The sequence below is a fragment of the Actinoplanes teichomyceticus ATCC 31121 genome, assembly GCF_003711105.1.
GTDB classification, from domain to species: domain Bacteria; phylum Actinomycetota; class Actinomycetes; order Mycobacteriales; family Micromonosporaceae; genus Actinoplanes; species Actinoplanes teichomyceticus.
Map to the genome: position 1 here is coordinate 5,342,695 of NZ_CP023865.1, position 22,589 is coordinate 5,365,283.

Below are 22,589 nucleotides of genomic sequence, written 5' to 3' on the forward strand. Positions count from 1 at the left end.
CGCGGCGGATTGTCCGGACAGAACTGGCGGGCGCAGCCCCCCGGCCCGCCGTGTCACGGCGTGAGCGTAACGGGCCGGCCCGCCGCGCACCTCCCTTTATCCGTCTCCCGACTGTGGCCCTGCCCACTGATCGGGTGTTCCGGTCACCCGCGCGGCGGCGAGCACACCCAGCCCGTCGGCGGCCCAGTGCACCAGCGCGGGCGCCGGCAGCCCGCCCCCGGCGTCCCGCAGCACGCCGAGCACCACCCCGGCCACACCGGTGACCACCGCGTCGGTCCACGGCCGGCCCGGGCCCAGATGCCAGAGCCCGAACAGCACCGCGGTCACGCCGGTCGCCCAGGCCGGTCCGCGCTCCCGGTCGATCAGCCCCCACAGCACGCCGCGGAACGCCACCTCCTCGAACACCACCGTGGCCAGCGGCACCGCGAACAGCGCGGTACGCCACGGGCGGGGGTAGGCGGTGCGGAAGAGGCGGCGCGTGGCCGGGACCCGCACCGCCACCGCGTACCCGAGCGCGATCACGGCGGCGCCGGCCAGGCCGTACCGCAAACCGGCGGTCGTCAGCCCGCACTCACCGCGGGTGAGCCCGGAGACCGCGACCAGCAGCGCCGCGGCCAGCGGCCCGGTGATCGGCTGCACCCGGGCCGGTCCGGCCCGGGTCCAGACCCGGACCGCGGCGATCATCAGAACGACTGTGACGAGGGTCACCCGCGCCACCGTCCCGAGCGCGGCCCGGCGACGCCCGGGCGAAGATCGCCGCCCGGCGACGGACCCGGCCGGGAATCCCCGCTGGCCGGCAACGTACCCGGCCGGGCATTATCGGCTCCCCGCGGCGCACCCGGGCGCGGATTGCGGGCTCCCGGCGGCGGACCCGGGCGGGGATTCCCGCCGCCCGGCGACGGACCCGGGTGCGGGTTACCGGCTCCCCGCGGCGGATCCGGCTCGAACGGCACACCCCACGATAAACCGGACCGCTGGCCGCGGTCGCCGTCACGCACGTCGCCGGTCGCGGACTCCGGCGCCCGTATCGGACGAACCACCGGATGAGAAGCGTGTGGGCAGCCGGCGCCCACCTGCATCGGTCCACGATGGACAGGCACACGGCGTGGATCCGGCCGGAGCCTACGGGAGACCGACGACCCCACCGATCGCCGCGACCGTATCCGCACCGAGCCGGAACCGCACCGAGCCGGAACCGCACCGAGCCCGCCGCCGGGACATCGCGGACCGGGTGGGGGACCACGCCACGGTCCGGCCGGACGCGGTGCGCCGGCGGCACTTCGCCGGGCGGGGGCTACATCCGGCCGGGAGCGGGTATACGGCGGTTATGAGTGATCTTGAGCCGGAGAGCTTCGCCGAGTTCGTGACCACGGACGGGCCGGGGTCGGCCGACGCCGACCAGCAGCCCGGTGACGAGGAGCAGGAGGTCCGGACCGGGCCGGTGAACGACCTGATCGAGCGGTCGATGGAGGAGCCCGACGAGGGTTCGTACCGGTAGCGCGAGGCCGGGGTCCCCGCACGCGGGGCCCCGGTGTGGCGGACGCGGGGCCGGGGCCCGGCCTCGCGGATGTCCCAGGCGCGCGCGAGCGGATACCGGTCTTCGCCCTGGACGGCATCCGCGGCCGCCGGTGACCGCCCCCGCCGCTCAGGCGAACGTGGTGGCCAGCGGGACGAAGTCCGGCTCGGTGACCGGCCGGCCGAAATAGAAGCCCTGCGCGTACTCGTAGCCGATCTCGCGCAGGTAGACCGCCTGGCCCGCGCTCTCCACGCCCTCCGCGACGGCGCGCAGCCCCAGCCCCTTGCTGACGTGGATCAGCGCGTCCACGATCACCGCCCGGCCCCCGCCCGCGGTGATCTCGTCGACGAACGACTTGTCGACCTTCAGCACGTTCACCGGCACGGTGCGCAGCAGCCCCAGTGACGAGTGGCCGGTGCCGAAGTCGTCCAGCGCGATCAGCACCCCGGCCCGGTGCAGGGTCTCCACCGCGTGCACCGCGGTGCCGCCGCCGAACAGGGCCGTCTCGGTGACCTCGACCAGCAGCGCGGCCGGTTCCAGGCCGCACTCGGCGAGGATCCCGGCCACCACGTCCGGGAAGCCCGGCTCGCGCAGCTGGCGGGCGGAGACGTTGACGCTGACGTAGCGCGGCGCGTCGGCGCCCAGCTCGCGCCGCCAGGTGGCGAAGCGCCGGCAGGCGGTACGCATCACGAACTCGCCGAGCTCGACGATCAGCCCGTTGTCCTCGGCGATCGGCACGAAGTCGGCCGGGCTGACCGGCCCGCGCACCGGGTGGTGCCAGCGCACCAGCGCCTCCACCGCCTCGATCCGGCCGCTGCTGAGCTCGACGATCGGCTGGTAGACCACCCGGAAGTCGCCGTCGTCGAGGCTGTGCCGCAGATCGGCGCCGAGTCGCACCGCCGCGTCGGCGCGCTCGTCCAGCTCGGCGCGGTACACCATCAGCTGGCTGCCGGCCGCCTTCGCCGCGTACCGGGCGGTGTCCGCGCGGCGCACCAGCTCGGGCACCGCGACGGCCCCGCCGCGCTCGCTGTCGGCCACCCCGAACCGGGCGTTGAGCAGCAGCTCGTGCTCGCCGGAGACGATCGGGCGGCGCAGCACGTCGACCAGCCGGGCGACGACCGCGTCCCTCTCGCCCCCGTGGGCGTCCAGGACCAGCACGGCGAACTCGTCGGCGCCCATCCGGGCCACCGCGTCCCCCTCGCGCAGCGAGGCGCGCAGCACCGCGGCGACCGCGGCCAGCGCCTGGTCCCCGGCGGCGCGGCCGAGCCGGTCGTTGACGTGCTTGAACCCGGCCAGGTCGATCATGATGAGGCGGCACGGCCCGGCCGCCACCCCCTTGGCCGCCTCCGCCTCGAAGGCGCGCCGGTTCGGCAAGCCGGTGAGGTCGTCACGCATCGCCAGGTCGCGCAGCCGCCGGGACTGGCTGTGCACCCGGGCGATGTACCCGGACATCCGGCACACCACCAGCATGAACAGCACCATCGACCCGAGACCGACCACGAGCCGGCCGGAGTCGACGCCGCCCTGCACCAGCAGGATCGCCGGGACCAGCAGCAGCGAGGCGGTCAGCACCAGCAGGCGGCTCCAGCCGAGGCTGTCGGCCTCCTCGGCGGGCGCCTCCGGCGGCGCCGGGCAGGCCGCCGCGGACGCCCAGCAGACGTACGCGAACAGGTAGCCGGCGTAGAAGAACGAGCCGGCGGCGGCCATCACCTCGGGCAGCAGCGTGTACACCACGTTGCACGCCAGGATGGCCACGCCGCCCACGGTCAGCAGCCACATCCCGGCGGTGCGCGGCCCGCGGCGCAGCAGCACCGGCACCAGCAGCGCGCACAGCAGCACCCCCATCGTGGGGTAGCCGGCGGTCACCGCCCGGGCCAGCGGCGACAGGCTGTCGTCCACCACGATCGGCTGGATCACGAACGTCCAGTACGCGATCCCGACGCTGATCGCCACGATCGCGGAGTCGATCAGGTTGCCGGACCGGGGGCCGCGCCGGCCGGTCAGCAGGAACAGCGCGGTCATCAGCAGCGGGTAGGCGCCCAGGTAGAAGGCGTCCGACCAGGCCGGGTACGCCCACGAACCGGACAGCGCCTGCGCCGCGAACACCAGGTCACCGGCCACCCAGGCGGCCACCCCGCCGGTGAAGACGTACCAGGCGGACAGCTGGGGCCGGTGGTACCGGCGGGCGCCGACGACCATCAGCGCGCAGGCGCCGGCGGAGATCAGCGTGGAGATGACCACCGACGTCCAGCCGTAGGGCAGCAGCGCATACCCGACCGCGGCGGCCGTACCGCCCAGCAGCCAGGCGAGCCACGCGGGGGTACGCCGGAGACCCGTCACAACCGGTCAGTTCGGCACGTGATCGGCAAAGTTGAGCGGCAGGCTCAACCAGGTCCGCCGGCTGCCGATTCTCGACGAGTGAGCGTCCCGTATCCGGCCCGCCTGGCCACCCGCGCCTGCCTCGCCCTGTTCGCGGTGGCGGTGGCCGGGTTCGTGCTGTGGCCGGTGCACCCCTGCGGCCCGGCGTGGCTGCTGTGGGTCACCATGCCCGGGTACGGCCCGCTGGTCGCGGCCGTCTTCGGGCTGCTGTCACGCAACCCGCAGCTGCCCGCCGCGACCCGCCGGTTCTGGCGGCAGCTGGCGCCGGTGCCGCTGCTGGTCGGAGCCGCGCAGACCGCGCAGGCGATCGACGTGATCGGCCATCCGGGGGCGCGCTCGTCGTACACCGGGACGGCGACGCTGCTGCTCAACGCGGCCGCGCTGCTGGCCTTGTGCCACGCTCTGATCCGGTTGCCGGCCGGCGGCCGGCAGGCCGGTTCCGCGGCCCGGGTGGTCCTGGATGCCGGCGTGGTGGCGCTGGCCTCGGCCGTCTTCATCTGGCACTTCGGCACCCGGCAGGCGCTCGGCGCCGGGCTCACCACGCCGGTGGCCGCCTCGCTGGCGCTCAGCGTGCTCGCCGTGCTGATGGTGTTCGCGCTCGCCAAGGTGATCATGGCGGAGTACTCGGCGATCGACGGGCGCGGGCTGCGGCTGCTGGCGGCCGCGGTGTTCCTCGGCGCGTTCGCCCCGATCCTGCAACCGCTGCTGGTCCACCTCGACCCGCGGCTGTACGTCGCCCAGGTGCAGCTGCCGGCGATCTTCGTGCTCGGCGCGAAGGCGGCCGTGGCGCAGTGGCGGGCGCCCGCCGCCGCCCCGGCCCGCCGGCCGCCGCGGCGGCGCCCGTACAGCCTGCTGCCCTACGCCGCGGTCGCCGCGGTCGACGGCCTGTTGCTGTGGTCGGCGGTCGTGGACCGCAGCGACCTGATCGCGGTGGCGTTCAGCGCGGTGGTGCTGACCGCGATGGTGGCCGTCCGGCAGGCCGGCACGCTGCGCGACAACGCCCGGCTGCTGGCCGAGATCGACCACGCGGCCAGCCATGACGCGCTGACCGGGCTGGCCAACCGGGCGCTGTTCCAGCAGCGGCTCCAGGAGGCGCTGCACGACGGTCCGGTCCGGGTGGCGCTGCTCGACCTGGACGGGTTCAAACAGGTCAACGACACGTACGGGCACGAGGCCGGTGACCTGCTGCTGACCACGGTCGCCGCGGCGCTGCGCGCGGCCGTACGGCCCGGCGACCTCGCCGCCCGCCTCGGCGGCGACGAGTTCGTGCTGGTCCTGCCGGGCGCGCCGGACCGCGCGCAGGCGGTGATCGAGCAGGTGATCGCCACGGTGGGCGCGCCGGTCCGCACGCGCGGCGAGCAGCTGCACATCCGGCTCAGCATCGGCCTGGCCACCGGTGTGCCCGGCGACGACCCGGCCACCGTGCTGCGCCACGCCGACCAGGCGATGTACGCGGCCAAGAAACTGCCCGGCACCGCCTGGCTGGCCGCCGCCTGAGCCTCAGGCCGGGCGGTACTCCACCTCCGGGCGGCCCGGGCCGCCGTAGCGGGGGCTGCGCACCGCCCGGCCGGTCTCGGCCAGATGCTCCAGGTAGCGGCGGGCGGTCACCCGCGACGTGCCGGTACGGGCCGCCACCTCGGCGGCGGACAGCCCGTCCGCGGCCCGCAGCGCCGCCCGGATCCGGTCGAAGGTGGCCGGGTCCAGTCCCTTCGGCAGGCTGTCCGGCGACCCGCCGCGCAGCGTCGCGAAGACCCGGTCGATCTCGTGCTGGGCGGCCACCTCGGTCGCCTCGCGCACCTGCGCGCGGTATCGCGCGTAGCGCTCCAGCCGGTCCCGGAAGGCCGCGAAGGTGAACGGTTTCAGCAGGTAGTGGGTCACCCCGAGGGCGACCGCCTGACGGACGACGGCGAGGTCCCGGCTGGAGGTCACGGCCAGCACGTCGGCGCCGTTGCCGGCGGCCCGCAACGCCCGGGCCAGGTCCAGCCCGTGCCGGTCCGGCAGGTTCAGATCGAGCAGGATCAGATCGACCTCCGCGGTACGCAGCACCCCCATCGCCTCCTGGGCGGTGTGCGCCACCCCGGCCACCTCGAACCCGGGCACCCGCTCGGTGTAGGCCCGGTGCGCCTGGGCGATCAGCGGCTCGTCGTCGACCACCAGCACCCGGATCACGACGGCACCGGAAGCCGGACGGTCAGGACCGCGCCGCCACCGGGCGCCGGGTCGATGCCGTAGCTGCCGCCGTACCGCTCGGCAACCTGCCGGACCAGCGACAACCCGACACCGCGCCCGGCTCCCGGCTTGGTCGACCAGCCGCGCCGGAAGGCCGCGGCGGCCTGCTGCGGGGTCAGGCCGGGCCCGGTGTCGCTGACCCGGACCAGCACCTCGGCCGGGCCCTGCCGGATCAGCACCCGCACCCGGCGCGGCCCGGCCACCCCGGACACCGCCTCCAGCGCGTTGTCCACCAGGTTGCCGGTCACGGTGAGCAGGTCACGGCTGGGCAGCGGCGCACCGTCCAGACACGACGACGGGTCGACGCTCAGTTCCACGCCGCGCTCCCCCGCCTGCGCCGACTTGCCCAGCAGCAGCGCCGCCAGCGCCGGCTCGCGCACCGCGCCGACCACCTGGTCGGTCAGCTGCTGGGCCAGCGCCAGCTCCTCGGTGCCCAGCCGCACCGCCTCCTCCGGCTGTCCCAGCTCGACCAGGGTCAGCACGGTGTGCAGCCGGTTCGCCGCCTCGTGCGCCTGCGCCCGCAGCGCCTCGGTGAGCCCACGCACCGAGTCCAGCTCGCCGGTCAGCTGCCGCAGCTCGGTGTGGTCGCGCAGGGTCAGCACGGTGCCCAGGGCGCGCCCCTCGAACCGGGCCTCCCGGCGGCTGGCGACCAGGATCCGGTCACCGGCCAGGATCGGCTCGTCCACCATCGGGCGGCGCTCGGCGATCAGGTCGGCGACCTCGGCGGGCGGGCCGGCCGGACCGTCCGCGGGCACGCCCAGCAGCCGCCGCGCCTCGTCGTTGATCAGCTCGATCCGCCCGTCCCGGCCGGCGACCACGAGACCCTCGCGCACGGCGTGCAGGACCGCGTCGTAGTACTCGTACATCCGGGTCATCTCGGCCGGGCCGAGCCCGTGCGTCTGCCGGCGCAGGCGCCGGCTCAGCAGTGCGGACCCGGCCGCGGCCAGCAGCAGCGCGGCGAGCGTGCCGGCGGCCACGGTGGGAACCTGGGCGAGCAGATCCCGGTTGATCGCGGCGGTGGTGATCCCGACCGCCACCAGGCCGATGATCGTGCCCGCCGCGTTCCGGACCGGCACCACCGCGCGCCACGAGTCGCCGAGGCTGCCGCGGTACTGCTCGACCACCACCCCGCCGGCGAGCGCGCCGCCGACCGAGCCGGCGAACGGCCGGCCGATCAGCTGCGGCGTCGGATGCGTGTACCGGGTCCGGTCCGGGGCCATCACCACGATGAAGTCGGTGTGCGTGGCCCGCCGGGTGCTCTCCGCGTACGGCTGCAGCAGCACGCTGGGATCGGCGGCGCCCAGCGCGTCGATCACGGCCGGCGACTGCGCGATCGTCTCGGCCACCGCGGTCACCTCGCCGATCGCCGCGTCGCGCGCGTCCCGCCGGGCCAGCAGCACCGCGCCCGTGGTGCACGCCGCCACCAGCAGGGTCACCACCAGCACCTGCAACGCGAACAGCTGCCGCGCGATACTCCACCGTCGGGTCATGTGTTGCCGTCTCACGTCTCGGAACGATGAACAGAATGACCGTAATCGTGATCCGGGCTGAGACCTAGACCACAGTGGCGAGGCATGAAGGATCGCACCCGCTACCTGTACCCGGCCGTGATCGCGGCCGTGCTCCTCGGTATCGCCGTGGGACTGATCGCCCCGGACACCGGGGTGGCGTTGAAGCCGATCGGCACCGGGTTCGTCAACCTGATCAAGATGATGATCAGCCCGGTCATCTTCTGCACCATCGTGCTCGGCGTCGGCTCGGTCCGGCAGGCCGCCAAGGTCGGCAAGGTCGGCGGCCTCACCCTCGGCTACTTCCTGCTGATGTCCACCGTGGCCCTGGCCGTCGGCCTGCTCGTCGGCAACCTCATCCACCCCGGCTCCGGGCTGCACCTGGACGCCTCGACCGCCGCGGCCGGCCACCAGCAGGTCGGCGAGACCGCCGACGAGAGCACCGCCGACTTCCTGCTCGGAATCATCCCGACCACCCTGGTGTCACCGCTGGTCAGCAGTGAGGTGCTGCAGACCCTGCTGGTCGCGTTGCTGGTCGGCTTCGCGCTGCAGTCGATGGGCGACCGCGCCGAGCCGGTACTGCGCGCCATCGGCCTGTTCCAGCGCCTGGTCTTCCGGATCCTGGCGATGCTGATGTGGCTGGCCCCGATCGGCGCGTTCGGCGCGATCGCCGCCGTGGTCGGGTCGGCCGGCGTGGACGCGCTGATCAGCCTCGGCCAGATCATGCTCGGCTTCTACCTGACCTGCGTGATCTTCGTGTTCGCCGTGCTCGGCCCGCTGCTCTGGCTGGTCGCCCGGATCAACGTCCTGCGGCTGTTCCGCTACCTGGGCCGCGAGTTCCTGCTGATCCTGTCGACCTCCTCCTCCGAGTCGGCCCTGCCCCGGCTGATCGCCAAGATGGAGCACGTCGGGGTGAGCAAGCCGGTCGTCGGCATCGCCGTGCCGACCGGGTACTCCTTCAATCTCGACGGCACCGCGATCTACCTGACCATGGCGTCGCTGTTCATCGCCCAGGCGATGGGCGACCCGCTGGGCGTCGGCGAGCAGATCTCCCTGCTCCTCTTCATGATCATCGCGTCGAAGGGCGCCGCCGGGGTCACCGGCGCCGGCCTGGCCACCCTGGCCGGCGGCCTGCAGACCCACCGCCCCGAGCTGGTCGACGGCGTCGGCCTGATCGTCGGCATCGACCGGTTCATGTCCGAGGCCCGGGCGCTGACCAACTTCGCCGGCAACGCCGTAGCGACCGTCCTGATCGGTGTCTGGACCCGCGAGTTCGATCGGCAGAGGGCCGACCGGGTGCTGCGCGGCGCCGACCCGTTCGACGAGGCCACCATGCTCGACGACGACCACGCCCCGGCCGCGCCGGCCGGCCCGCCGCAGCGGACGCCGGCCGCCTGAGCGGCAGCCGGGCCGCAGGCCCCGCCGCGCCGGCCCCCGAGGCGCCGCCGGGCCTGCCCGGACGCACAGCGCGCTGGCAGGCCCGTGCTCCTTCGTCAACCGACACTTATGACAGCAACGTGAGGAGCTGCCCGGAGGGCCCTTCCCCCCATCGCCTTACCTTCTGCGGGTGGCGGCTGGGCAACGGGATTCTCCTGGTGTTGGCCCACGAGCGCCGCTCGGCGAGGTCCACGACCTCAGCCCGGGCGGCGGCTGCGGACTCGTACCTCCGGGTGTTGAAGTGCGGCGGCAGAGCTCGGGGCGTATCGGCACCATTACCCAAGCGGCGGTCGAATCGATGCTCGTTCCGGGCAACGATGACTGCCTGGACAAGCCGCTCCTCAAGCAGGATTTCCACGGCCCGCCAGTTGCCGTGGATGACATATCCCGGGAAGATTCCCCGGTTCCGGCAGTACGTGATGGCGGAGTATGCGAACGTCTCGTCGTAGGGTCCGGGCTGCACAAAGACCACGGCGACCTGTGTCATCGGCATGAACGGATCTCCCCTCAGATCGGCGTCCAGCGTCGTGAGGCTCCATTGAACGACGTAGGTGATCACCGCGCTACCCCTGGTGATCACCTTGAGGGAGGTTTCAGCCCGGTTTCGTCCGTCCAGTTTGGGCTGGTCAGACGAATGGTCAGAACTTTAGCTCTCAAGTTGCGGCGCGCCGCCCGGGTGGGTCACCGCAGGCCCCGCCGGATCGCCGAGTAGAGCCGCTCCTCCTCGGCCTCCTCCTCGGCGTGCAACGCCTCGATCACGGCGATCCGGGCCTCCAACTCGGCCACCGACGGCCCGAACGCCACCGGCTTGCGGGTGATCCCGTCCTCCGGCAGCCGGCGCAGATCGTTGCAGCCGACCATCCACCAGCCGGGCCGCCACGCGGCGAACCCGGCCGGCCTTTCCCAGCCCCGGCCGTAGTTCGGACCCAGCCAGCTCGCGTGCCAGCCCGGGTGCTCGGCGTCCAGGCGCTCACATATGGCCAACGCGCCGGCGGGCCACCCGGTGCGGCGGGCGACCACGATGCGGTTGTGGCGACGCAGCGCCATGCCCTCCAGTGCGGTCATCGGGAACTCGTCCGGGTGGCCGGCCGGCGCGCCGACGGCGTGCGGGCGTTGCGGGCCCGCGGGTCGGGCGCGCCGCCCACCCGCTGCAGTCCGGCGGGCTGCACGAAGATGGTCCGGCGGTCCACGGCGTCGCCGGTGGCCGCGTTCAGCTCGTACCCGTCGAGCCAGACCCAACCCTCGTACGTAGTCCAGTTCAGCACCCGGATGACCCGGAACAGGATCGGGCGTGCGGCGAACTGCACGCTCGCCGCCCGCGTCACGTGGATGACGTCACCGGTCCGGAGCATTAGCCTCGCCTCCCGGCCGGGTCGGGCACGTCCTGGGCAACGATCCGGCGCACCGCGGCGTTCCGCTCGGCGGCCTGGGCGCGTTCAGCGTCCCGCCAGGCGCGGGCGGCGGCGGCCCGGCGGCGGTAGAGCAGGTGGCGCGCGATCTCTGTGAGCATCCGTCCTCCCCAGGTAGCGGGGTGGCGGCCGGGTGTGGAAAAACGGGATCCCGGCCGCCACGCTGGAGGGGCGGCGACGAGACCGGTGATCTGCCCCAGGGGTTTCGGTGGGGTGGCCGCGCCGCCGCCCAGGGACGGCGACGGGCTCAACCACTCACGACGCTGGACGTGCCCGCCGCCGCCACGTCTGATCGTGGGACAGCGATCACGCGGCCGGAACGGACGCCGGGTACCACTCTGGGCAGGTCACCCGGGAGAGGTCGGACGCTGCGTCCTACCTTGGCACTCCGAGCCGGCGCGCCAGCCCCCGGACAGCGCTCGACGGGCGCGGTGTGGCGAGCAGGTGGGACACCACGGCCTTCGGGAACGCCTGGTAACGCATCCACCGCGGCGCCTCCCGCTCCACCTCCAGCAGGAGCCGCTCCGCGTCCCGATAGCGGCCGAGGCTCGCATGGGCGTGCGCCAGGTCCACCTTGTGCCGCGACCGGGCCGCGAGCGGCAGCCGACCGGCCCGGGGCATCTCGGCGGCCACGTCCAGGGCGCGCACGTAATCGCCGGCCACCACGGCGGCGTCGACGCGCTGCATCACGACCTGCGAGACGCCGAAAACCGTCTGGTAGTCGTTGCGGTCCTCGCCGAGCCGGACCGCGGCCCCGTGGGCGGCCAGCAGCAGATCCCGCGCCTCGTCGTCGTCGCCGGCCCGGGCCGCCGCGGTCGCGCCAGTCACCAGCAGATTGCCGTACATGCTTATGGCCTCCGGCGCCGACTTGCGTCGCGGCTCCATCGCGTCGGCCTCCCGCACCGCGAGGGCGGCGGCGTCCGCCGGCCGGGCCTGGTTCAGCAGCACCCAGGAACGGGTGCCGACCGCCGCGGCGCGCAGCAGCGGGTCCTCGGCGGCGGCCAGCGCTGCGTCGACCGCGGTCAGGGACAGGTCGGCGTGGCCGAGGTGGACCAGGGTGCTCGCGGCCAGCTGGCTGCCCTCGGCCAGCACGTTGGCGGCGCCGATCCGGCGGGCGTCGGTGATGATGCCGGGCAGGAACGTTGCCAGCAGGTCGTAGTCGCCGCGCCAGTACGCCTCCCACGCCTGGACCAGCGAGGCGCGCAGTTCCTCGAGGGGGGCCGGCTCGCCTGGCGGGTCGACAACGGGTGTGAGGGCGCGGCGCAGCTCCAGCAGCCCGCCGGCCAGCGGGACGCTTTCCAGGTGGGTGGGCTTGCCGACGAGCGCGGCCAGGTCGACGTCGAGGGCCTCGGCGATCCGCGAGAGCGTCGGGAGCGAGCCGGCCCGGCGGCCCTGTTCCAGCTTCTGGATCGTGTCGATGCTCAGGCCGGTACGGTCGGCCAGGTCTTGCTGGGTGAGGCGCGGTACGCGCTCGTCGCGCAGTTCGTAGATGCGGTCGCCGATCTCGGACATGGTGGCGGCTCCCCTGGTAGCGGTCAGGGTGAGGCGGCCGGCCGCTACTCCGGCCGCCACTTCGACGGTACGTCATCCTCGATAACGCCACGGATCATCCGGGGACGCCGTGTCCCCCTTCGAGGTCCGCGTTCCACCAAAGTGGTACCGCCTGTCCGTTCCGCGTTGCCCACCCATCCACGACGATGGAATCCATCGAGGGCGGTTCTTGCCGGATCTGCCCACCGACGCAAGGAGGAACGACATGGAGCTGCACATCAACGGCGGCAAGGCCAAGGGTGGCGAGGGGGCCAGCGGCCCCACGCCGAAGCCCAACGGGGGCAACTGAACCCTGAAGCCCCAAGCAGCAGCCCCGGAGGTTCGCCTCCGGGGCTGTTCGCATGAGCGGTCAGGTCAGCTGCCGCCCACCTTGGCATCGGGGGCCAGGTCGCCGCCGTCGCCCTCGGGCAACCGCGGCGGGAACGGTTCTATGGAGCCCCGCTCCAACTGGAGACCCACCCACACCGCCGTGTCGGCCATCCATACCGGCGAGTTCAAGTCCGGCTGGCTCGGCAGTAGCCGCTGCACCCATCGAGACGCTCGCTGCACCCATTGAGAAACTTGTTGCACCTGCTGAGAGTCTTCATCGGCGAGAGCGGTCACGATATCGACCGTACGCAAGTCCGGGCCGCCGCGAGCATCCCTCGTCCGAGTAGACCGGGGGTCCGAAACCCCGGGATGCGAAAAGAGCGGCCACCCGCCGGGGTGACCGCCTTGATGCTCACCGGCGCAGGCGCCCGATCGTGTCGCGGATGGCGGAGACCGCGGCTGGTCCGGCAGCAGCAAAGGCTGCTTGCAGGCGTTCGGCAGCCTGCACGACCGGGCCTGGGTCCGGCGCGGGAAGCGAGCGACGGAGCGCCTCCACAGCGAGGTTGATGCGGACCACGGGGCGCTCGGGGCGCTCCGGCTGGTCCGTCACGGTCGCCACTCCTTGCGGTAATCCGGGTGCTCAGCGTGGGGCGTAGCCATGAACCGCACCACCATCTCCAGTTCGCGGTGGGTACCTCGTTCGAGGGCAACCCCGTACTGGGCGAGGATCCACCGTTTCGCCTCGATCTCGGCCCGCTCTCGCCGCACCTCGTCCAGCACGCGCTGCGGGTTCCAGCGGGCGATGTGCTCGGCGTCGGCCTTGGACTGCGCGTGCCCACCGGGTCCGGTGGCCGCGATGCAGCCGCTGAGCGGGCTTTCGCCGTAGCCGACGAACTCCTCCCCCTGGGCGAGGTCGTACGCCTCGAACGCCTGGGCGCCGAGCCACACCTTGCTGGGGTTGTGCCACCACGGCCCAGACGTTGCCGACAGCGCCACCCGCTCGTCCTCGGCGAGCTGGCGTTCGCGCTCGTCCCACCGGGCCAGGATGAAGGCGATCAGGTCGGCGGTCACTATCGCAACTCCTCCGGGTAGTCGGGATGGTCGGCGTATGGCTGGGCGAGCAGGCGCAGCAGCGACTTGCGGTGGTCGGGGCCTACGGTTGTCCACGCGCCGGGTCGGCCGTTCACCGAGGCCGCGTGCCCACCTCGTCGCATCGTCGCGATGTAGTTCAGCAGGGCGCGCTTGGCCTCGACCTCGGCCAGGACTCGGGCCGGATTCCAGCGGACGATGTGGTCGGCCGCCTCGCGGAGTGCGACGCTGCCGAGATCGTCCGCGTTGCGGCCCGGATCGAGGTAGAACGTCCCGTCAGGTGCCGCATCCCACTTCCAGTGCGGGTGGCCTCCTGCGGCCGCTCGCGCCGCCTGCTCGTCCTCGTCCAGCCGGGCGCGCAGGAACGCGATCAGGTCGCCGGTCATGCCTCGTCCGCCTTCCCGCCCTGGCCGCCACTGGCCGGCCCCTCGATGATCTTCTGGGCTCGGTTGCGGTGCATGCCCACCGCGCGGCCGATCTCCGCGTAGCTCATGCCCGCCGCCTTCATCTCCCGCAGGATGGCCTGCCGCTTCTCGCGCAGCAACGCGTTCCAGGCGGGGATCGCGTTGAGGCGTCGGCCGACCTCCTTGGCGCGCTCGGCAGGGTCGGCGATGTTGTCGATGTCGTCGATGTCGGCCAACGGGTTCTCCACGTCGTGATCGTAGGGGGTACCTGTGCAAACGTCACTGTAGCTGGGGGGGTTGCACGGCTGCAACTCCCCCCGCTACAGTTCGACTCGTGACCATCACAACGACCACCGACGACCTGATGTCGAGGGCCCGCGACCTCGCCGCCCAGGAGAGGGCCGTGCCGTCACGCGAGCGACTCCGGAAGGCCCTCGCGGTCGGCTGGCCCAAGGCCGCCGAAGTCCACGAGCGCCTCCTCGCCGAGGTCGCCGAGCGCCGCACCGCACGCCGCCGGACGCTGCGCTCCCTGCCCTCCCGGAAGAACCACCGCGGCGGGCTGCGACCCCGGCACGAGCCTCTACCGGCCGCGCCCGAGACGGCCGCCATCACCCCGCCCCCGGAGCGGGCATCCGCGCAGGTGGCGGCGGTCGCAGAAGACCCACGCCCGGCCGCCGCTACCCCTCTACCGGCAAAGCTCTCGCGGTGGCCGCTGCTGCTGCTCGCCGCGCCCGCCATCGTCGCGATCTGGGCCGGCTGGGTAGACCTCGGCCGCCTCACCGGATTCGGCGTCGTGCACCCCTTCCCGGGCATCGCCGACGACCTGGCGATCAACACGGCGATCACGCTCCCGATCGGCCTGGAGACCTACGCCGCGTACGCGCTGCGGGTGTGGCTGTCCGGCGCCGGAAGAGGCCGCGCGTTCGCCCGCTGGTCCGCGATCGGCTCCCTCCTGCTCGGCTTCGCCGGCCAGGCCGCCTACCACCTGATGGTCGCCGCCGGCTGGGAACGCGCGCCGTGGCCGATCACCCTCGCCGTGTCCGGCGTGCCCGTCGCCGTGCTCGGCATGGGCGCCGCCCTGTGGCACCTGACCCACGAGCCGCCCGCCGCGGCCCGTCAGCTCTGAACCCCACCCGATCAAGGAGAAGCACGCAATGCCACATGCCAACCCCGGGCCGCGGTCCGGCTTCCTGGGCGTCGACCAGGGAGCCCTGCAGGACAACGTGACCTTCCTGGAGTGGTGCGAGGGGGCGCGCCGCGTCCTCCACACCGGCGCCCTGGAGCTCGGCATCTTCGCGTCCGAGGCCGACGCCCGGTTTCGGAAGGTGTCGCGCGGCCTCGTCATCGCGAACATGAGCTCGGTCTACCGGGCCCACCAGGTGTCCAAGCCGATCGCGCAGGCCGCCGAGGCGCTGGTCGCGGCGTCGCGGTACATCATCACCGCGTCCAACCGCTACCAGGCCGTCTACCTGCCGGAGTTGGAGGCCGCCGGCTGGCGGGGCAACACGAGCGGCCCGAGCCACGGCTTCCGGGCGATGTGATGGGCCGCAAACCGAAGCTGGGGCCGGCCGGCGACGGGTACGGCTCCGTCCACACCGTTCGGATACCGCTGTGGCCGTACCTGGTGGCACCGCTGTGCTGTGTCGCGGCGCTGCCCGGCTCGTGGCTGGTGCACCACACCTTCGCCCGGGACGCGTCGTCGGCCGGCTGGACCGGCGTCGCCCTGGCGCTGGCCGCCGTCGGCATGGCGATCTTCGTGTTCGCCGCGTCCATCCCGCGCGGCAGGGTCATGAACTTCATGGCCACCGGGAACACGGTGCTGGCCAGCCTATGGCTGATCCCGGCGATCCTGGAGGGCCCCTGGTCGAAGGCGATGCTGGGCACGTGGTTGCTCGGCACGTTGCTCATCTCGGTGGCCTGCGCGGTGTACCGGATCATGCGGCAGGCCCGCGGGGACGCAGACGGCGCCGGGCGGGTGCTCGACGGCGAGTTCGGCGAGGTGGCCGACGCGGTGAAGCAGCTCAAGGGCGCGCGCTTCGGCAGCCCGAAGATCGACGGCGCGAAGGTCTCGGCGGAGATCGAGATGCCGCCCGGCCGAACGTTCAGCGAGGTGGCAGGGGCGAAGAACGAGGTCGCCTCGCTGCTCGACGTGAAGGCCACCTCCATCCGCACCATCGACGGCACGGACTCCGAGCGGCGCGGCCGGGTCGAGATCGTGCCGGTCGACCAGCTGCGCGACCCGATCCCCGACCCCGGCCCGTCGGCGCCCGGCAGGTCCATCGCCGAACCGATCGTGCTGGGCCGGGCCGAGAACGGCAGCGACGCCGCGATCATCCTGCCCGGCGACCCGAAGGCTCACCGCAACGCCGTCGGCGTGATGGGCGTCGTCGGGATGTCCGGCTCCGGGAAGACGGAGCTGCTGCTGCGCCTGGGCAAGGAGGTCGCCACCCGCAACGACGTCGACCTGCACATCGCGGACGCCCGCAAGGCCGGCCAGCTCCCGGCCTGGCTCAAGCGGGCGGCGAAGACCGTGGCGGCCGGCGCCGACGATGCGGACGAGCTGCTGGAAACCCTCGGCGAGCGGGTCGCGGCCCGGGCCGCCGAGCTGGGCAAGCGCGGCTTCAAGCAGTGGGAGCAGGGCTGCGGTCTGCCGTTCGAGGTGTACATCGTCTTCGAGGCCGCCGCGGTCGTTGCCGGCAATAAGACCGTCGTGGACCTGGCAGAGTCGGTCCGGTCGGTCGGCATCTGCCTGATCCTCGAGGTGCAGCGCGCCACCTACGACCGACTGCCCACCTCGGCCCGCAGCAACATCACCACCTGGGTCGTGCTCGGCGTCGAACGCGATGAGGACGCCGAGGCGGCGCTGTCGGAGGACACGATCCGGGCCGGCGCGATGCCGTGGAAGTGGAAGAACGGCAAGCCGGGCTACTTCTACCTGGAGTGGGCCGGGCGGGATCAGGAGCTGTGGTCGGCGCCGTGCCGGTCGTTCATCGAGGACGACGAGCAGCGGGCGGCCGACGTCGCCGCGGCGCTGGGGTGGGGCGGCGCGCCGGCCGCCGACTCCCGGCCGGCCCCGGCCGACGCGGCGGAGGAGCCCGAGCCGGGAGACGAGGGCGACGAGGTACCGCCGGGCGTGGACCCCGACGACCCGCCGGACGACGTGGACCCGGCTGAGCCGATCCGGGTGCCGCCGGACATGCCGCGGCTGCCGCTTGGCGACGGGCGGAAGGTGCCGTCGGCGGTGGCGATGGACCTGCTCCGGTCGAAGATCTTCGACCTGGGTCAGGCGGGCGCCGAGTACCTCAAGCCGTCGGAGCTCGGCGACGTCCTGGCGCAGACGGGCCTGTCCGGGTCGTGGCTGTACGGGGCGCTGCGGGAGCTGACCACGGGCGACGAGCCAGTGCTGGCTAAGCCGCAGCGGGGCGTCTACCGCATCCTGACGCCCGCCCCGGTGTGACGATGAGTAATCAAGGCCGGGCTCGTGTGCACGGTGTACACCGTGCGATCGGGTCCGGCCGGGTCCTGTATATGGGCCATGTGAATGCGCCATGCGAAGTGCCGTGCGAACCGTGTGAACCATGCGAAGTGACGGAGAGTGAATCATGGGAGCGTTGATCGCGTTCGGGCTCGGGGTGGTCGTCGGCGGCCTCGCGGCCTTCACCGGGGGCCGGCGGTACGAGGCCGCTGCGGCGGCCAGCATGGTCGCGGCCGGCTACGTCAGCGTGGCCCGTACCCGGTGGCGGGCCGCCGTCCGCTCGGTCGCGCTGGCGGTCGTCGTGGTCGCCCTGGGTGCGGTGGTCATCCTGGTCGGCCGCTGACCCCGAACACGACGAAGCGCCCCCGCTGCCTGATGGCGCGGGGGCGTTGTGCTGACCTCGGTCACCCGTCCGAGAAACCTTAAGGTTTCCCCTTGTGATCTTGACAGCAAGACCTTAAGGTTTAGCTCATGAGCAGCAAGAACGTCGGTATCGAGCAGGCTCGGAAGACGCTCGGTGATCTGGTCAACCAGGCCCAGCAGGGCACCGACATCATCCTCACCCGCAACGGCAAGCCCGCCGCCCGCATCACCCGCTACCAGGAGGACGCCATGACCACCGAGCTGACCGCAGGCACTCGCGTCATCGTCGACCGCGACACGCTCCCCACGGACTGGACGGCCGCGGGAGAGATCACCGAGGTCACGGAGCAGACCGTGATCGTTGAGTTGGACAACGGACAACGCCAGGAGGTCCTACATGACCAGGTGTCCCGTACCAGCTAAACCGAGACCTACGGCGGCTACATCCCCGACCTGGGGATGTCGTACGAGATGGTCGGCCTGCTCCGGGAGGTCCTCGAACACCGCGACGACGACGGCATCACCTTCCCCTGGGCCTGACCCCGGACACGACGAAGGCCCCCGCCCCGCTCCGAAGAGCAGGACGGGGGCCTTCCGTGACGGAACCCAACGAGCTAAGGACCCGCCGGTCGTGGGCGCGGACCTCCTCGGCCAACGTTGATCCCACGCCGACGGGGTGCCGCCCGCGCACGTCCTGGGCCGGACTGGCTACCGGGCCCTGGATGACTCGCCACTGCGACGGCGTTTAGCCTCAGGCTACTCGCGCTCGGGCCAGTGCCAGGTACCGCCGCGCGGGGTAGCTGGCAGCCATCCGCAGGCGCAGTAGCGGAAGATCTTCCCGTGCTCGGCTCGATCCGGGCAGTTGGGATCGCCGGGCGTCTCGGCAGGCTCGGACTGGAGCACGGACCGGTTGAAGAACATGCCCTCGGGGTTGAGCACGCACAGACCGACAACAGTGGAGTCCTCCGCGTCACGGCCGGTCGCGGGGTTGAAGGCGGGCCCGTTCACCTCGGTCACGACTGCGGCGCGGCACTGCGAGGTGTACTCACCCCCGGGCGTGCCATAGCTGACGTAGTGAACGATTCGCCCGACGGTCGGCTTCACCGAGCCGCCCCCGCCCGCGCACCGGTGGCCGGCGAGATGGCCGGGGCCAGCGTGATGCCGAGCGCGCCGAGCACCGACGCGGCGATCAGCAGCAGGTCGTTGGCGTCGATCCCGTCGCCGATCAGCGTGGACAGCAGACCGAGCCCGGCGAGCACCGCGCCGACGGCGGTCTTGGCCCACGTCGCGCCGGGTGCGAGCGGCACCAGGTAGGTCAGGATGGCCGTGGCGACCGCGGTGGCGATGGTGACGCCCTCGGCCGGGTCGACGTGGTTGTCGCCGGTGACCAGCGGGATCGCAACGACGAGGACCGCGTAGATCGCGGCGATTATGCTCTTGCCGTAGGTGCGGAACATGGCACTCCTCGGTGGGCATGATGAAGGGATGGAGCAGGAGGGCTACCTGGCCGAGCCGGCCAGGCGCTGGGTGCAGGACGTCGCCGACCGCGAGTACGGCGGCAACTGGGGCCGGGCGGCGGCGGCGATCATCGAGGCCGCGTGCGAGGCGGAACGGCGGCCGGACGACCCGTGGGCGTACCTGACCGCGCGGCAGCGGAGCCGCGACGGCCGTTAGGTCAGCGCCCGTTCAGGCCGGTGGCCGGGCGGCCGACGAGATTACGCAGCGCGGCGATGTCCGGCTGCGGCCGCCACACCTCCGACTGCACGCTGGTCAGCGTGTCCGTGAGTCGGTCGGCGAGGTCGTTCGCGGACCGCAGCTTCGCCTCGAGGTCGGCCAGCCTCTCCCGGAACGCCTCCACCTCGGCCTCCGTCTCATCCCGGATCCGGTCGGCGCGCTCCCGGGACTCCGACGCCTCCTTCCGGGCGGCCTGCTCGGACTGCTGCAGCTGCTTCGCCCACTCGAGCATGGCGTTGGTGCGGCTCGTCCTCCCGGCGACCCGACTGGTGATCAAGCTGGCGCCGACGCCGGAAACCAGCGACAGCACGCCGACGACGACTACGGCAGTGGAGGCGTCCACGCGACTCCCTTCCGCCCGAACGACTCCGGCCAGCCGGCCATCAACCACACGCACCAGGCGAACGCGGTCCAGATCGCGGCCTGCGGCCATGTGTCCCCTACGCCGCCGAGCAGCCACGCGCCCAGGCACAGCGCGGCCCAGCCGACCTTGATGCCGATCGCGGCGCCGTACGCCGCCCGGTCGCAGGCGCTTCTGACCTGCGCCAGGCATAGGGCGCTCACCGCGAACCACGGCAGCGACCACACCCACAGCGGCATGGACACGTCCAGCCAGGTGTAGAAAGCGGTGGCGTGCGGGTCGACGGTGCTCAGCCGTACGCCCCACACCACGTCGAGGACGGCGAACCCGAGCAGGGCCCGCCCGCGGCGCCCCACCGGTCGCGTCTCAGCCACCGGTCTACTCGGCCGAGCGCGCGGTCCGCGCGTGCAGCTCGTCGACGACGGCCTGGGCCAGGTCGCCCGGGATTGCCGCGGCGATGCGCTCCGGGGTCAGCCCGGCCAGCACGGACGCCGCGACCGCCTGCTCGTCGACGTCGACACCGGTGATCGCGGCGAGCAGGGCGGCGTGCCGGTCGCGAGCCCGCTTGTCGAGCATGCGCATGTCGCCGCCGGTGCGCCGCATCAGCTTCGGGTCCACCGGGTCCTGCTCCTCGTGGTCCCAGACGGCCTTCGGCATCTGGCCCAGCAGCGCGAGCGCCTTGTCCAGCTTGGCTTCCTGCGCGGGCGTCATGACGTCCCCCTCGATCTCTCGGATGTAGCGCCGGAACAGCGCCGTCTTGTCGTGGTTTTCGCTGTCGCGGAAGTAGCTGATGTGCGTGTGCTCCAGGTGCGAGCTGTCGCCGGTACTGCGCCGGCCGAGCCGGTCCCAGCGCTTCACCGTCTTGCCGTCCGGCGAGTAGATGACCTCGCGGATGTCCCGGGTGTCGTCGGTCCCGGCCTCGCACTGCCGCACCAGCCAGACCGAGAAGGTCCGCAGGGTGTGGGTCTTGCCGCCGCGCACCAGCGTGAACTTGCCGATGTCGAGGGCGCTCGCTGCGTCGCTCAGGCCGTGCCGGTCGCGGGAGCTCTCGACGATCGAGTACGAGTCGTCGCGCAGCTGCGGCGCACCGAGGTGGTACGACGAGCCGTTCTTGCGGTGCGAGATGTCGCCGACGATGCCGACAGCGGTGGGCTCGCCGATCCCGAATGCGTCGAGGACGTAGAGGCGCGCGGCCTTGAGCGGGGCCGGGGCGAACGTCGAGGCCATCAGCCCTCCTCGGGGATCGCGGTCGGGTGGTACCGGAGCTGGAAGCGGGCGTCGTCGAGGTAGTCGACGAAGCCGAGGTCGGCGATGACGACCATCCACCAGCCGGCCTGCATCATGTGGTCCTGCTCGCTCCACTCGCCGACTTCGTGCAGCCGCAGGGTGTCCGCGTCGGCGGAGACGACCGTCCACGTGGACCTGGGCACCAGGGTCTGAAGGTCGGCGAGGATCCCGTCCGCGGACTCCTGTGTGCCGAGGTACCGCAGGCCTGCGGTCCTCCTGACGATGGGCAGCATGGTCAGACCCCCTGCCAGACGGCGGTGACGGACGAGACGACGGGCATGGTGGAGATGGAGGTGCCGATGATCCCGGTGGACGCGAACTGCTGGCCCCAGAGCTCCACGTAGTCGGTCGCGGAGGTCGCCTGGACGAGATGCCCGCCGGTGGTCACGCCGACGTAGCCGGTGGCGCTGGTGAGAACCTGGCCGCCCCACGCGCCGGGGATCACCGAACCGTTCTTGGTGATCATGGCGCGCACGTAGGTGGCCTGCCCGTTGCTGGCCGGGCAGTAGACGCCGCTGATCAGCCACCAGCCGAGCCGCTTGCCGATCACGAGCCGCGAGTTGTTGGTGGTCTCGTCGTGGATGCCGAGCGTGTCGATCACCTCGCTGCCGGAGCTCCAGGTGATCGGGACGGTGGCCGCGGACGTCCAGCCGGTCTGCGCGACCTGCTGCACCAGGTAGCACACCGGCCGGGCAGCCGTGGCGTCCACGTCGGCGGCCAGGTTGCCTATGTCCAACGGCACGTTCGGCGCGGACGACAACGCCGGGTACCGGAGGCCAAGGTTAGGGGTGGTGGGCAACGCAGCCTCCTAGCTGGGCGGGGTGCCGATGATGCGGCCGAGGACCGTCAGGCCGCCGGGCGGCTGGATCAGCACGAGCACGACGTCGTTCACGGCCGGGGAGTACGAGGAGAGGTAGGCGGCCTGGACGGCGGTGCCACGCCAGGACACGGTGACGAGCGCGTTGCTCTCCGCCGCGGCGCCGAGGGCTACCGCGGTGACGATGGCGGGCTCCATCCAGGCGGACGGCGCGCCCTGGGGAGGGCGGTCGCGGTTGATCGCCTCGGCGAGCTTGCTGGTGTTCGTCAGCATCTACACTCCTGACTAATGAAACCAGCCGAAATTGTGAGATGATTCCTGCATGACTTATGAGGCCGCCCCTGAAATGCAGGGCCTGTCCGTGCGCCTGACTCCCGACCGCAACGGCCGGAAGGTCATCACGGGAATCAAGTTGGAAGCCGATGCGATCACTGGCGAGATGCTGCGCAAGATTCCGATCTCGCTGATCGAGAACCGCGCCAACACGGCTGAGGCCCCCGAATCTGACTTGCCGCCGCTGCGCCGGACCGCCGGTATGAGCGGTGAAGACTTCTCCCGACTGGTGGCGGATCACTACAAGCTCTGGGCCAACGTCGTCCCCAACCCCGGCGCCGCGATGGCCTCGAAGTGGGGCATCAAGCCGCCGACCGTGCACACGTGGATTCGGGAGGCCCGGCTTCGGGGGCTCCTCGCGCCTGCCCGACGGGGGAAAGGGGCTTAA

Annotated in this window: 32 protein-coding genes; 10 read left to right on the plus strand and 22 right to left on the minus strand. The window is 72.5% G+C overall.

The features are described from left to right. Positions 1-96 precede the first annotated feature (96 nt). Positions 97-708 carry a CPBP family intramembrane glutamic endopeptidase gene (locus ACTEI_RS23440; RefSeq protein WP_145830900.1) on the minus strand — a complete coding sequence of 204 codons (612 nt, stop codon included), beginning with the start codon at positions 706-708 and terminating at the stop codon, positions 97-99. Positions 709-1,327: 619 nt separating this feature from the next. Here ACTEI_RS23440 and ACTEI_RS37280 point away from each other — a divergent pair. Further along, complete coding sequence (locus ACTEI_RS37280) at positions 1,328-1,498, plus strand: hypothetical protein (RefSeq protein ID WP_164466059.1); 171 nt, start codon at positions 1,328-1,330, stop codon at positions 1,496-1,498. A 147-nt stretch (positions 1,499-1,645) separates the two neighbouring features. Here the strand turns inward: ACTEI_RS37280 and ACTEI_RS23450 are convergent, their stop codons facing one another. Then, positions 1,646-3,856: a putative bifunctional diguanylate cyclase/phosphodiesterase gene (locus tag ACTEI_RS23450; protein WP_122979620.1), complete on the minus strand. Its 2,211-nt coding sequence runs from the start codon at positions 3,854-3,856 to the stop codon at positions 1,646-1,648. A 78-nt stretch (positions 3,857-3,934) separates the two neighbouring features. Here ACTEI_RS23450 and ACTEI_RS23455 point away from each other — a divergent pair, with 78 nt between their 5' ends. Continuing rightward, positions 3,935-5,392 (plus strand): GGDEF domain-containing protein, encoded by a 1,458-nt coding sequence (locus ACTEI_RS23455; protein WP_122979621.1) that lies wholly within the window; start codon positions 3,935-3,937, stop codon positions 5,390-5,392. Positions 5,393-5,395: 3 nt separating this feature from the next. On the opposite strand, the gene ACTEI_RS23460 is transcribed toward ACTEI_RS23455, so the two are convergent. Both ACTEI_RS23460 and ACTEI_RS23465 read right to left on the minus strand, forming a co-directional pair. Continuing rightward, complete coding sequence (locus ACTEI_RS23460) at positions 5,396-6,064, minus strand: response regulator (RefSeq protein WP_122979622.1); 669 nt, start codon at positions 6,062-6,064, stop codon at positions 5,396-5,398. Further along, the gene (locus tag ACTEI_RS23465) at positions 6,061-7,614 is read right to left on the minus strand and encodes a sensor histidine kinase (protein ID WP_122979623.1); all 1,554 of its coding nucleotides are present in this window, start codon (positions 7,612-7,614) and stop codon (positions 6,061-6,063) included. The genes ACTEI_RS23460 and ACTEI_RS23465 overlap by 4 nt, the downstream gene beginning before the upstream one ends. An 84-nt stretch (positions 7,615-7,698) precedes the next feature. Between ACTEI_RS23465 and ACTEI_RS23470 the strand changes: the two genes are divergently transcribed. Further along, positions 7,699-9,030 (plus strand): cation:dicarboxylate symporter family transporter, encoded by a 1,332-nt coding sequence (locus ACTEI_RS23470; protein WP_122979624.1) that lies wholly within the window; start codon positions 7,699-7,701, stop codon positions 9,028-9,030. 106 nt (positions 9,031-9,136) lie between these two features. On the opposite strand, the gene ACTEI_RS23475 is transcribed toward ACTEI_RS23470, so the two are convergent. The 10 genes from ACTEI_RS23475 to ACTEI_RS23505 form a co-directional block, all read right to left on the minus strand. Next, positions 9,137-9,628 (minus strand): hypothetical protein, encoded by a 492-nt coding sequence (locus ACTEI_RS23475; protein ID WP_145830901.1) that lies wholly within the window; start codon positions 9,626-9,628, stop codon positions 9,137-9,139. A gap of 122 nt (positions 9,629-9,750) precedes the next feature. After that, positions 9,751-10,134, minus strand: a complete 384-nt coding sequence (locus tag ACTEI_RS23480) for a hypothetical protein (RefSeq protein WP_122979626.1) — start codon at positions 10,132-10,134, stop codon at positions 9,751-9,753. Further along, positions 10,131-10,421, minus strand: coding sequence for a hypothetical protein (locus tag ACTEI_RS23485; protein ID WP_122979627.1), 291 nt, complete (start codon positions 10,419-10,421; stop codon positions 10,131-10,133). The genes ACTEI_RS23480 and ACTEI_RS23485 overlap by 4 nt, the downstream gene beginning before the upstream one ends. Further along, a complete protein-coding gene (locus ACTEI_RS37285; RefSeq protein ID WP_164465863.1) occupies positions 10,421-10,579 on the minus strand; it encodes a hypothetical protein in 159 nt (52 codons plus the stop codon). Before ACTEI_RS37285 ends, ACTEI_RS23485 begins: the two co-directional genes overlap by 1 nt. 274 nt (positions 10,580-10,853) lie before the next feature. Further along, positions 10,854-11,990 (minus strand): helix-turn-helix domain-containing protein, encoded by a 1,137-nt coding sequence (locus tag ACTEI_RS23490; RefSeq protein WP_122979628.1) that lies wholly within the window; start codon positions 11,988-11,990, stop codon positions 10,854-10,856. A 393-nt stretch (positions 11,991-12,383) separates the two neighbouring features. Then, positions 12,384-12,632, minus strand: coding sequence for a hypothetical protein (locus ACTEI_RS37290; protein WP_145830902.1), 249 nt, complete (start codon positions 12,630-12,632; stop codon positions 12,384-12,386). A 118-nt stretch (positions 12,633-12,750) separates the two neighbouring features. Then, entirely contained in the window at positions 12,751-12,948 is a 198-nt protein-coding gene (locus ACTEI_RS37295) for a hypothetical protein (RefSeq protein ID WP_145830903.1), read from the minus strand. Further along, entirely contained in the window at positions 12,945-13,409 is a 465-nt protein-coding gene (locus ACTEI_RS23495; protein ID WP_203723824.1) for a DUF6221 family protein, read from the minus strand. The genes ACTEI_RS37295 and ACTEI_RS23495 overlap by 4 nt, the downstream gene beginning before the upstream one ends. Further along, positions 13,409-13,813 carry a DUF6221 family protein gene (locus tag ACTEI_RS23500; RefSeq protein ID WP_122979629.1) on the minus strand — a complete coding sequence of 135 codons (405 nt, stop codon included), beginning with the start codon at positions 13,811-13,813 and terminating at the stop codon, positions 13,409-13,411. Before ACTEI_RS23500 ends, ACTEI_RS23495 begins: the two co-directional genes overlap by 1 nt. Further along, positions 13,810-14,079, minus strand: a complete 270-nt coding sequence (locus ACTEI_RS23505) for a hypothetical protein (protein ID WP_122979630.1) — start codon at positions 14,077-14,079, stop codon at positions 13,810-13,812. Before ACTEI_RS23505 ends, ACTEI_RS23500 begins: the two co-directional genes overlap by 4 nt. Before the next feature lie 86 nt (positions 14,080-14,165). On the opposite strand from ACTEI_RS23505, the gene ACTEI_RS23510 reads away from it, so the two are divergent. The 5 genes from ACTEI_RS23510 (at position 14,166) to ACTEI_RS23530 (ending at position 18,092) form a co-directional block, all read left to right on the plus strand. Next, positions 14,166-14,957, plus strand: a complete 792-nt coding sequence (locus ACTEI_RS23510; RefSeq protein ID WP_372443307.1) for an ABC transporter permease — start codon at positions 14,166-14,168, stop codon at positions 14,955-14,957. Positions 14,958-14,985: 28 nt separating this feature from the next. Further along, on the plus strand, positions 14,986-15,372 hold the full coding sequence (locus ACTEI_RS23515) for a hypothetical protein (RefSeq protein WP_122979631.1): 387 nt from the start codon (positions 14,986-14,988) through the stop codon (positions 15,370-15,372). After that, positions 15,372-17,288 carry an FtsK/SpoIIIE domain-containing protein gene (locus ACTEI_RS23520; RefSeq protein ID WP_122979632.1) on the plus strand — a complete coding sequence of 639 codons (1,917 nt, stop codon included), beginning with the start codon at positions 15,372-15,374 and terminating at the stop codon, positions 17,286-17,288. The genes ACTEI_RS23515 and ACTEI_RS23520 overlap by 1 nt, the downstream gene beginning before the upstream one ends. Positions 17,289-17,433: 145 nt before the next feature. Further along, the gene (locus ACTEI_RS23525; RefSeq protein ID WP_145830904.1) at positions 17,434-17,649 is read left to right on the plus strand and encodes a hypothetical protein; all 216 of its coding nucleotides are present in this window, start codon (positions 17,434-17,436) and stop codon (positions 17,647-17,649) included. Between the two features lie 128 nt (positions 17,650-17,777). Next, positions 17,778-18,092 (plus strand): type II toxin-antitoxin system Phd/YefM family antitoxin, encoded by a 315-nt coding sequence (locus tag ACTEI_RS23530; protein ID WP_122979634.1) that lies wholly within the window; start codon positions 17,778-17,780, stop codon positions 18,090-18,092. A gap of 333 nt (positions 18,093-18,425) precedes the next feature. On the opposite strand, the gene ACTEI_RS23535 is transcribed toward ACTEI_RS23530, so the two are convergent. Next, on the minus strand, positions 18,426-18,773 hold the full coding sequence (locus ACTEI_RS23535) for a hypothetical protein (RefSeq protein ID WP_203723825.1): 348 nt from the start codon (positions 18,771-18,773) through the stop codon (positions 18,426-18,428). Continuing rightward, positions 18,770-19,126, minus strand: a complete 357-nt coding sequence (locus tag ACTEI_RS23540) for a hypothetical protein (protein ID WP_122979635.1) — start codon at positions 19,124-19,126, stop codon at positions 18,770-18,772. Before ACTEI_RS23540 ends, ACTEI_RS23535 begins: the two co-directional genes overlap by 4 nt. On the opposite strand from ACTEI_RS23540, the gene ACTEI_RS23545 reads away from it, so the two are divergent. Then, positions 19,125-19,343, plus strand: coding sequence for a hypothetical protein (locus tag ACTEI_RS23545; RefSeq protein WP_145830905.1), 219 nt, complete (start codon positions 19,125-19,127; stop codon positions 19,341-19,343). The two genes, ACTEI_RS23540 and ACTEI_RS23545, sit on opposite strands and share 2 nt — an antisense overlap. Before the next feature lies 1 nt (position 19,344). Here the strand turns inward: ACTEI_RS23545 and ACTEI_RS23550 are convergent, their stop codons facing one another. From ACTEI_RS23550 to ACTEI_RS23575, 6 genes are read right to left on the minus strand one after another with little or no spacing between them, the layout of a single operon-like run. After that, positions 19,345-19,746, minus strand: a complete 402-nt coding sequence (locus ACTEI_RS23550; protein WP_122979637.1) for a hypothetical protein — start codon at positions 19,744-19,746, stop codon at positions 19,345-19,347. Then, positions 19,725-20,138 (minus strand): hypothetical protein, encoded by a 414-nt coding sequence (locus ACTEI_RS23555; protein WP_145830906.1) that lies wholly within the window; start codon positions 20,136-20,138, stop codon positions 19,725-19,727. The genes ACTEI_RS23550 and ACTEI_RS23555 overlap by 22 nt, the downstream gene beginning before the upstream one ends. A 4-nt stretch (positions 20,139-20,142) precedes the next feature. Next, complete coding sequence (locus ACTEI_RS23560; protein WP_122979639.1) at positions 20,143-20,991, minus strand: hypothetical protein; 849 nt, start codon at positions 20,989-20,991, stop codon at positions 20,143-20,145. Then, positions 20,991-21,284, minus strand: a complete 294-nt coding sequence (locus ACTEI_RS23565) for a hypothetical protein (RefSeq protein WP_122979640.1) — start codon at positions 21,282-21,284, stop codon at positions 20,991-20,993. The genes ACTEI_RS23560 and ACTEI_RS23565 overlap by 1 nt, the downstream gene beginning before the upstream one ends. Positions 21,285-21,286: 2 nt before the next feature. Next, the gene (locus ACTEI_RS23570) at positions 21,287-21,850 is read right to left on the minus strand and encodes a hypothetical protein (RefSeq protein ID WP_145830907.1); all 564 of its coding nucleotides are present in this window, start codon (positions 21,848-21,850) and stop codon (positions 21,287-21,289) included. Positions 21,851-21,859: 9 nt separating this feature from the next. Further along, a complete protein-coding gene (locus ACTEI_RS23575) occupies positions 21,860-22,141 on the minus strand; it encodes a hypothetical protein (protein ID WP_122979642.1) in 282 nt (93 codons plus the stop codon). Between the two features lie 49 nt (positions 22,142-22,190). Between ACTEI_RS23575 and ACTEI_RS23580 the strand changes: the two genes are divergently transcribed. Beyond that, entirely contained in the window at positions 22,191-22,589 is a 399-nt protein-coding gene (locus ACTEI_RS23580; RefSeq protein WP_122979643.1) for a hypothetical protein, read from the plus strand.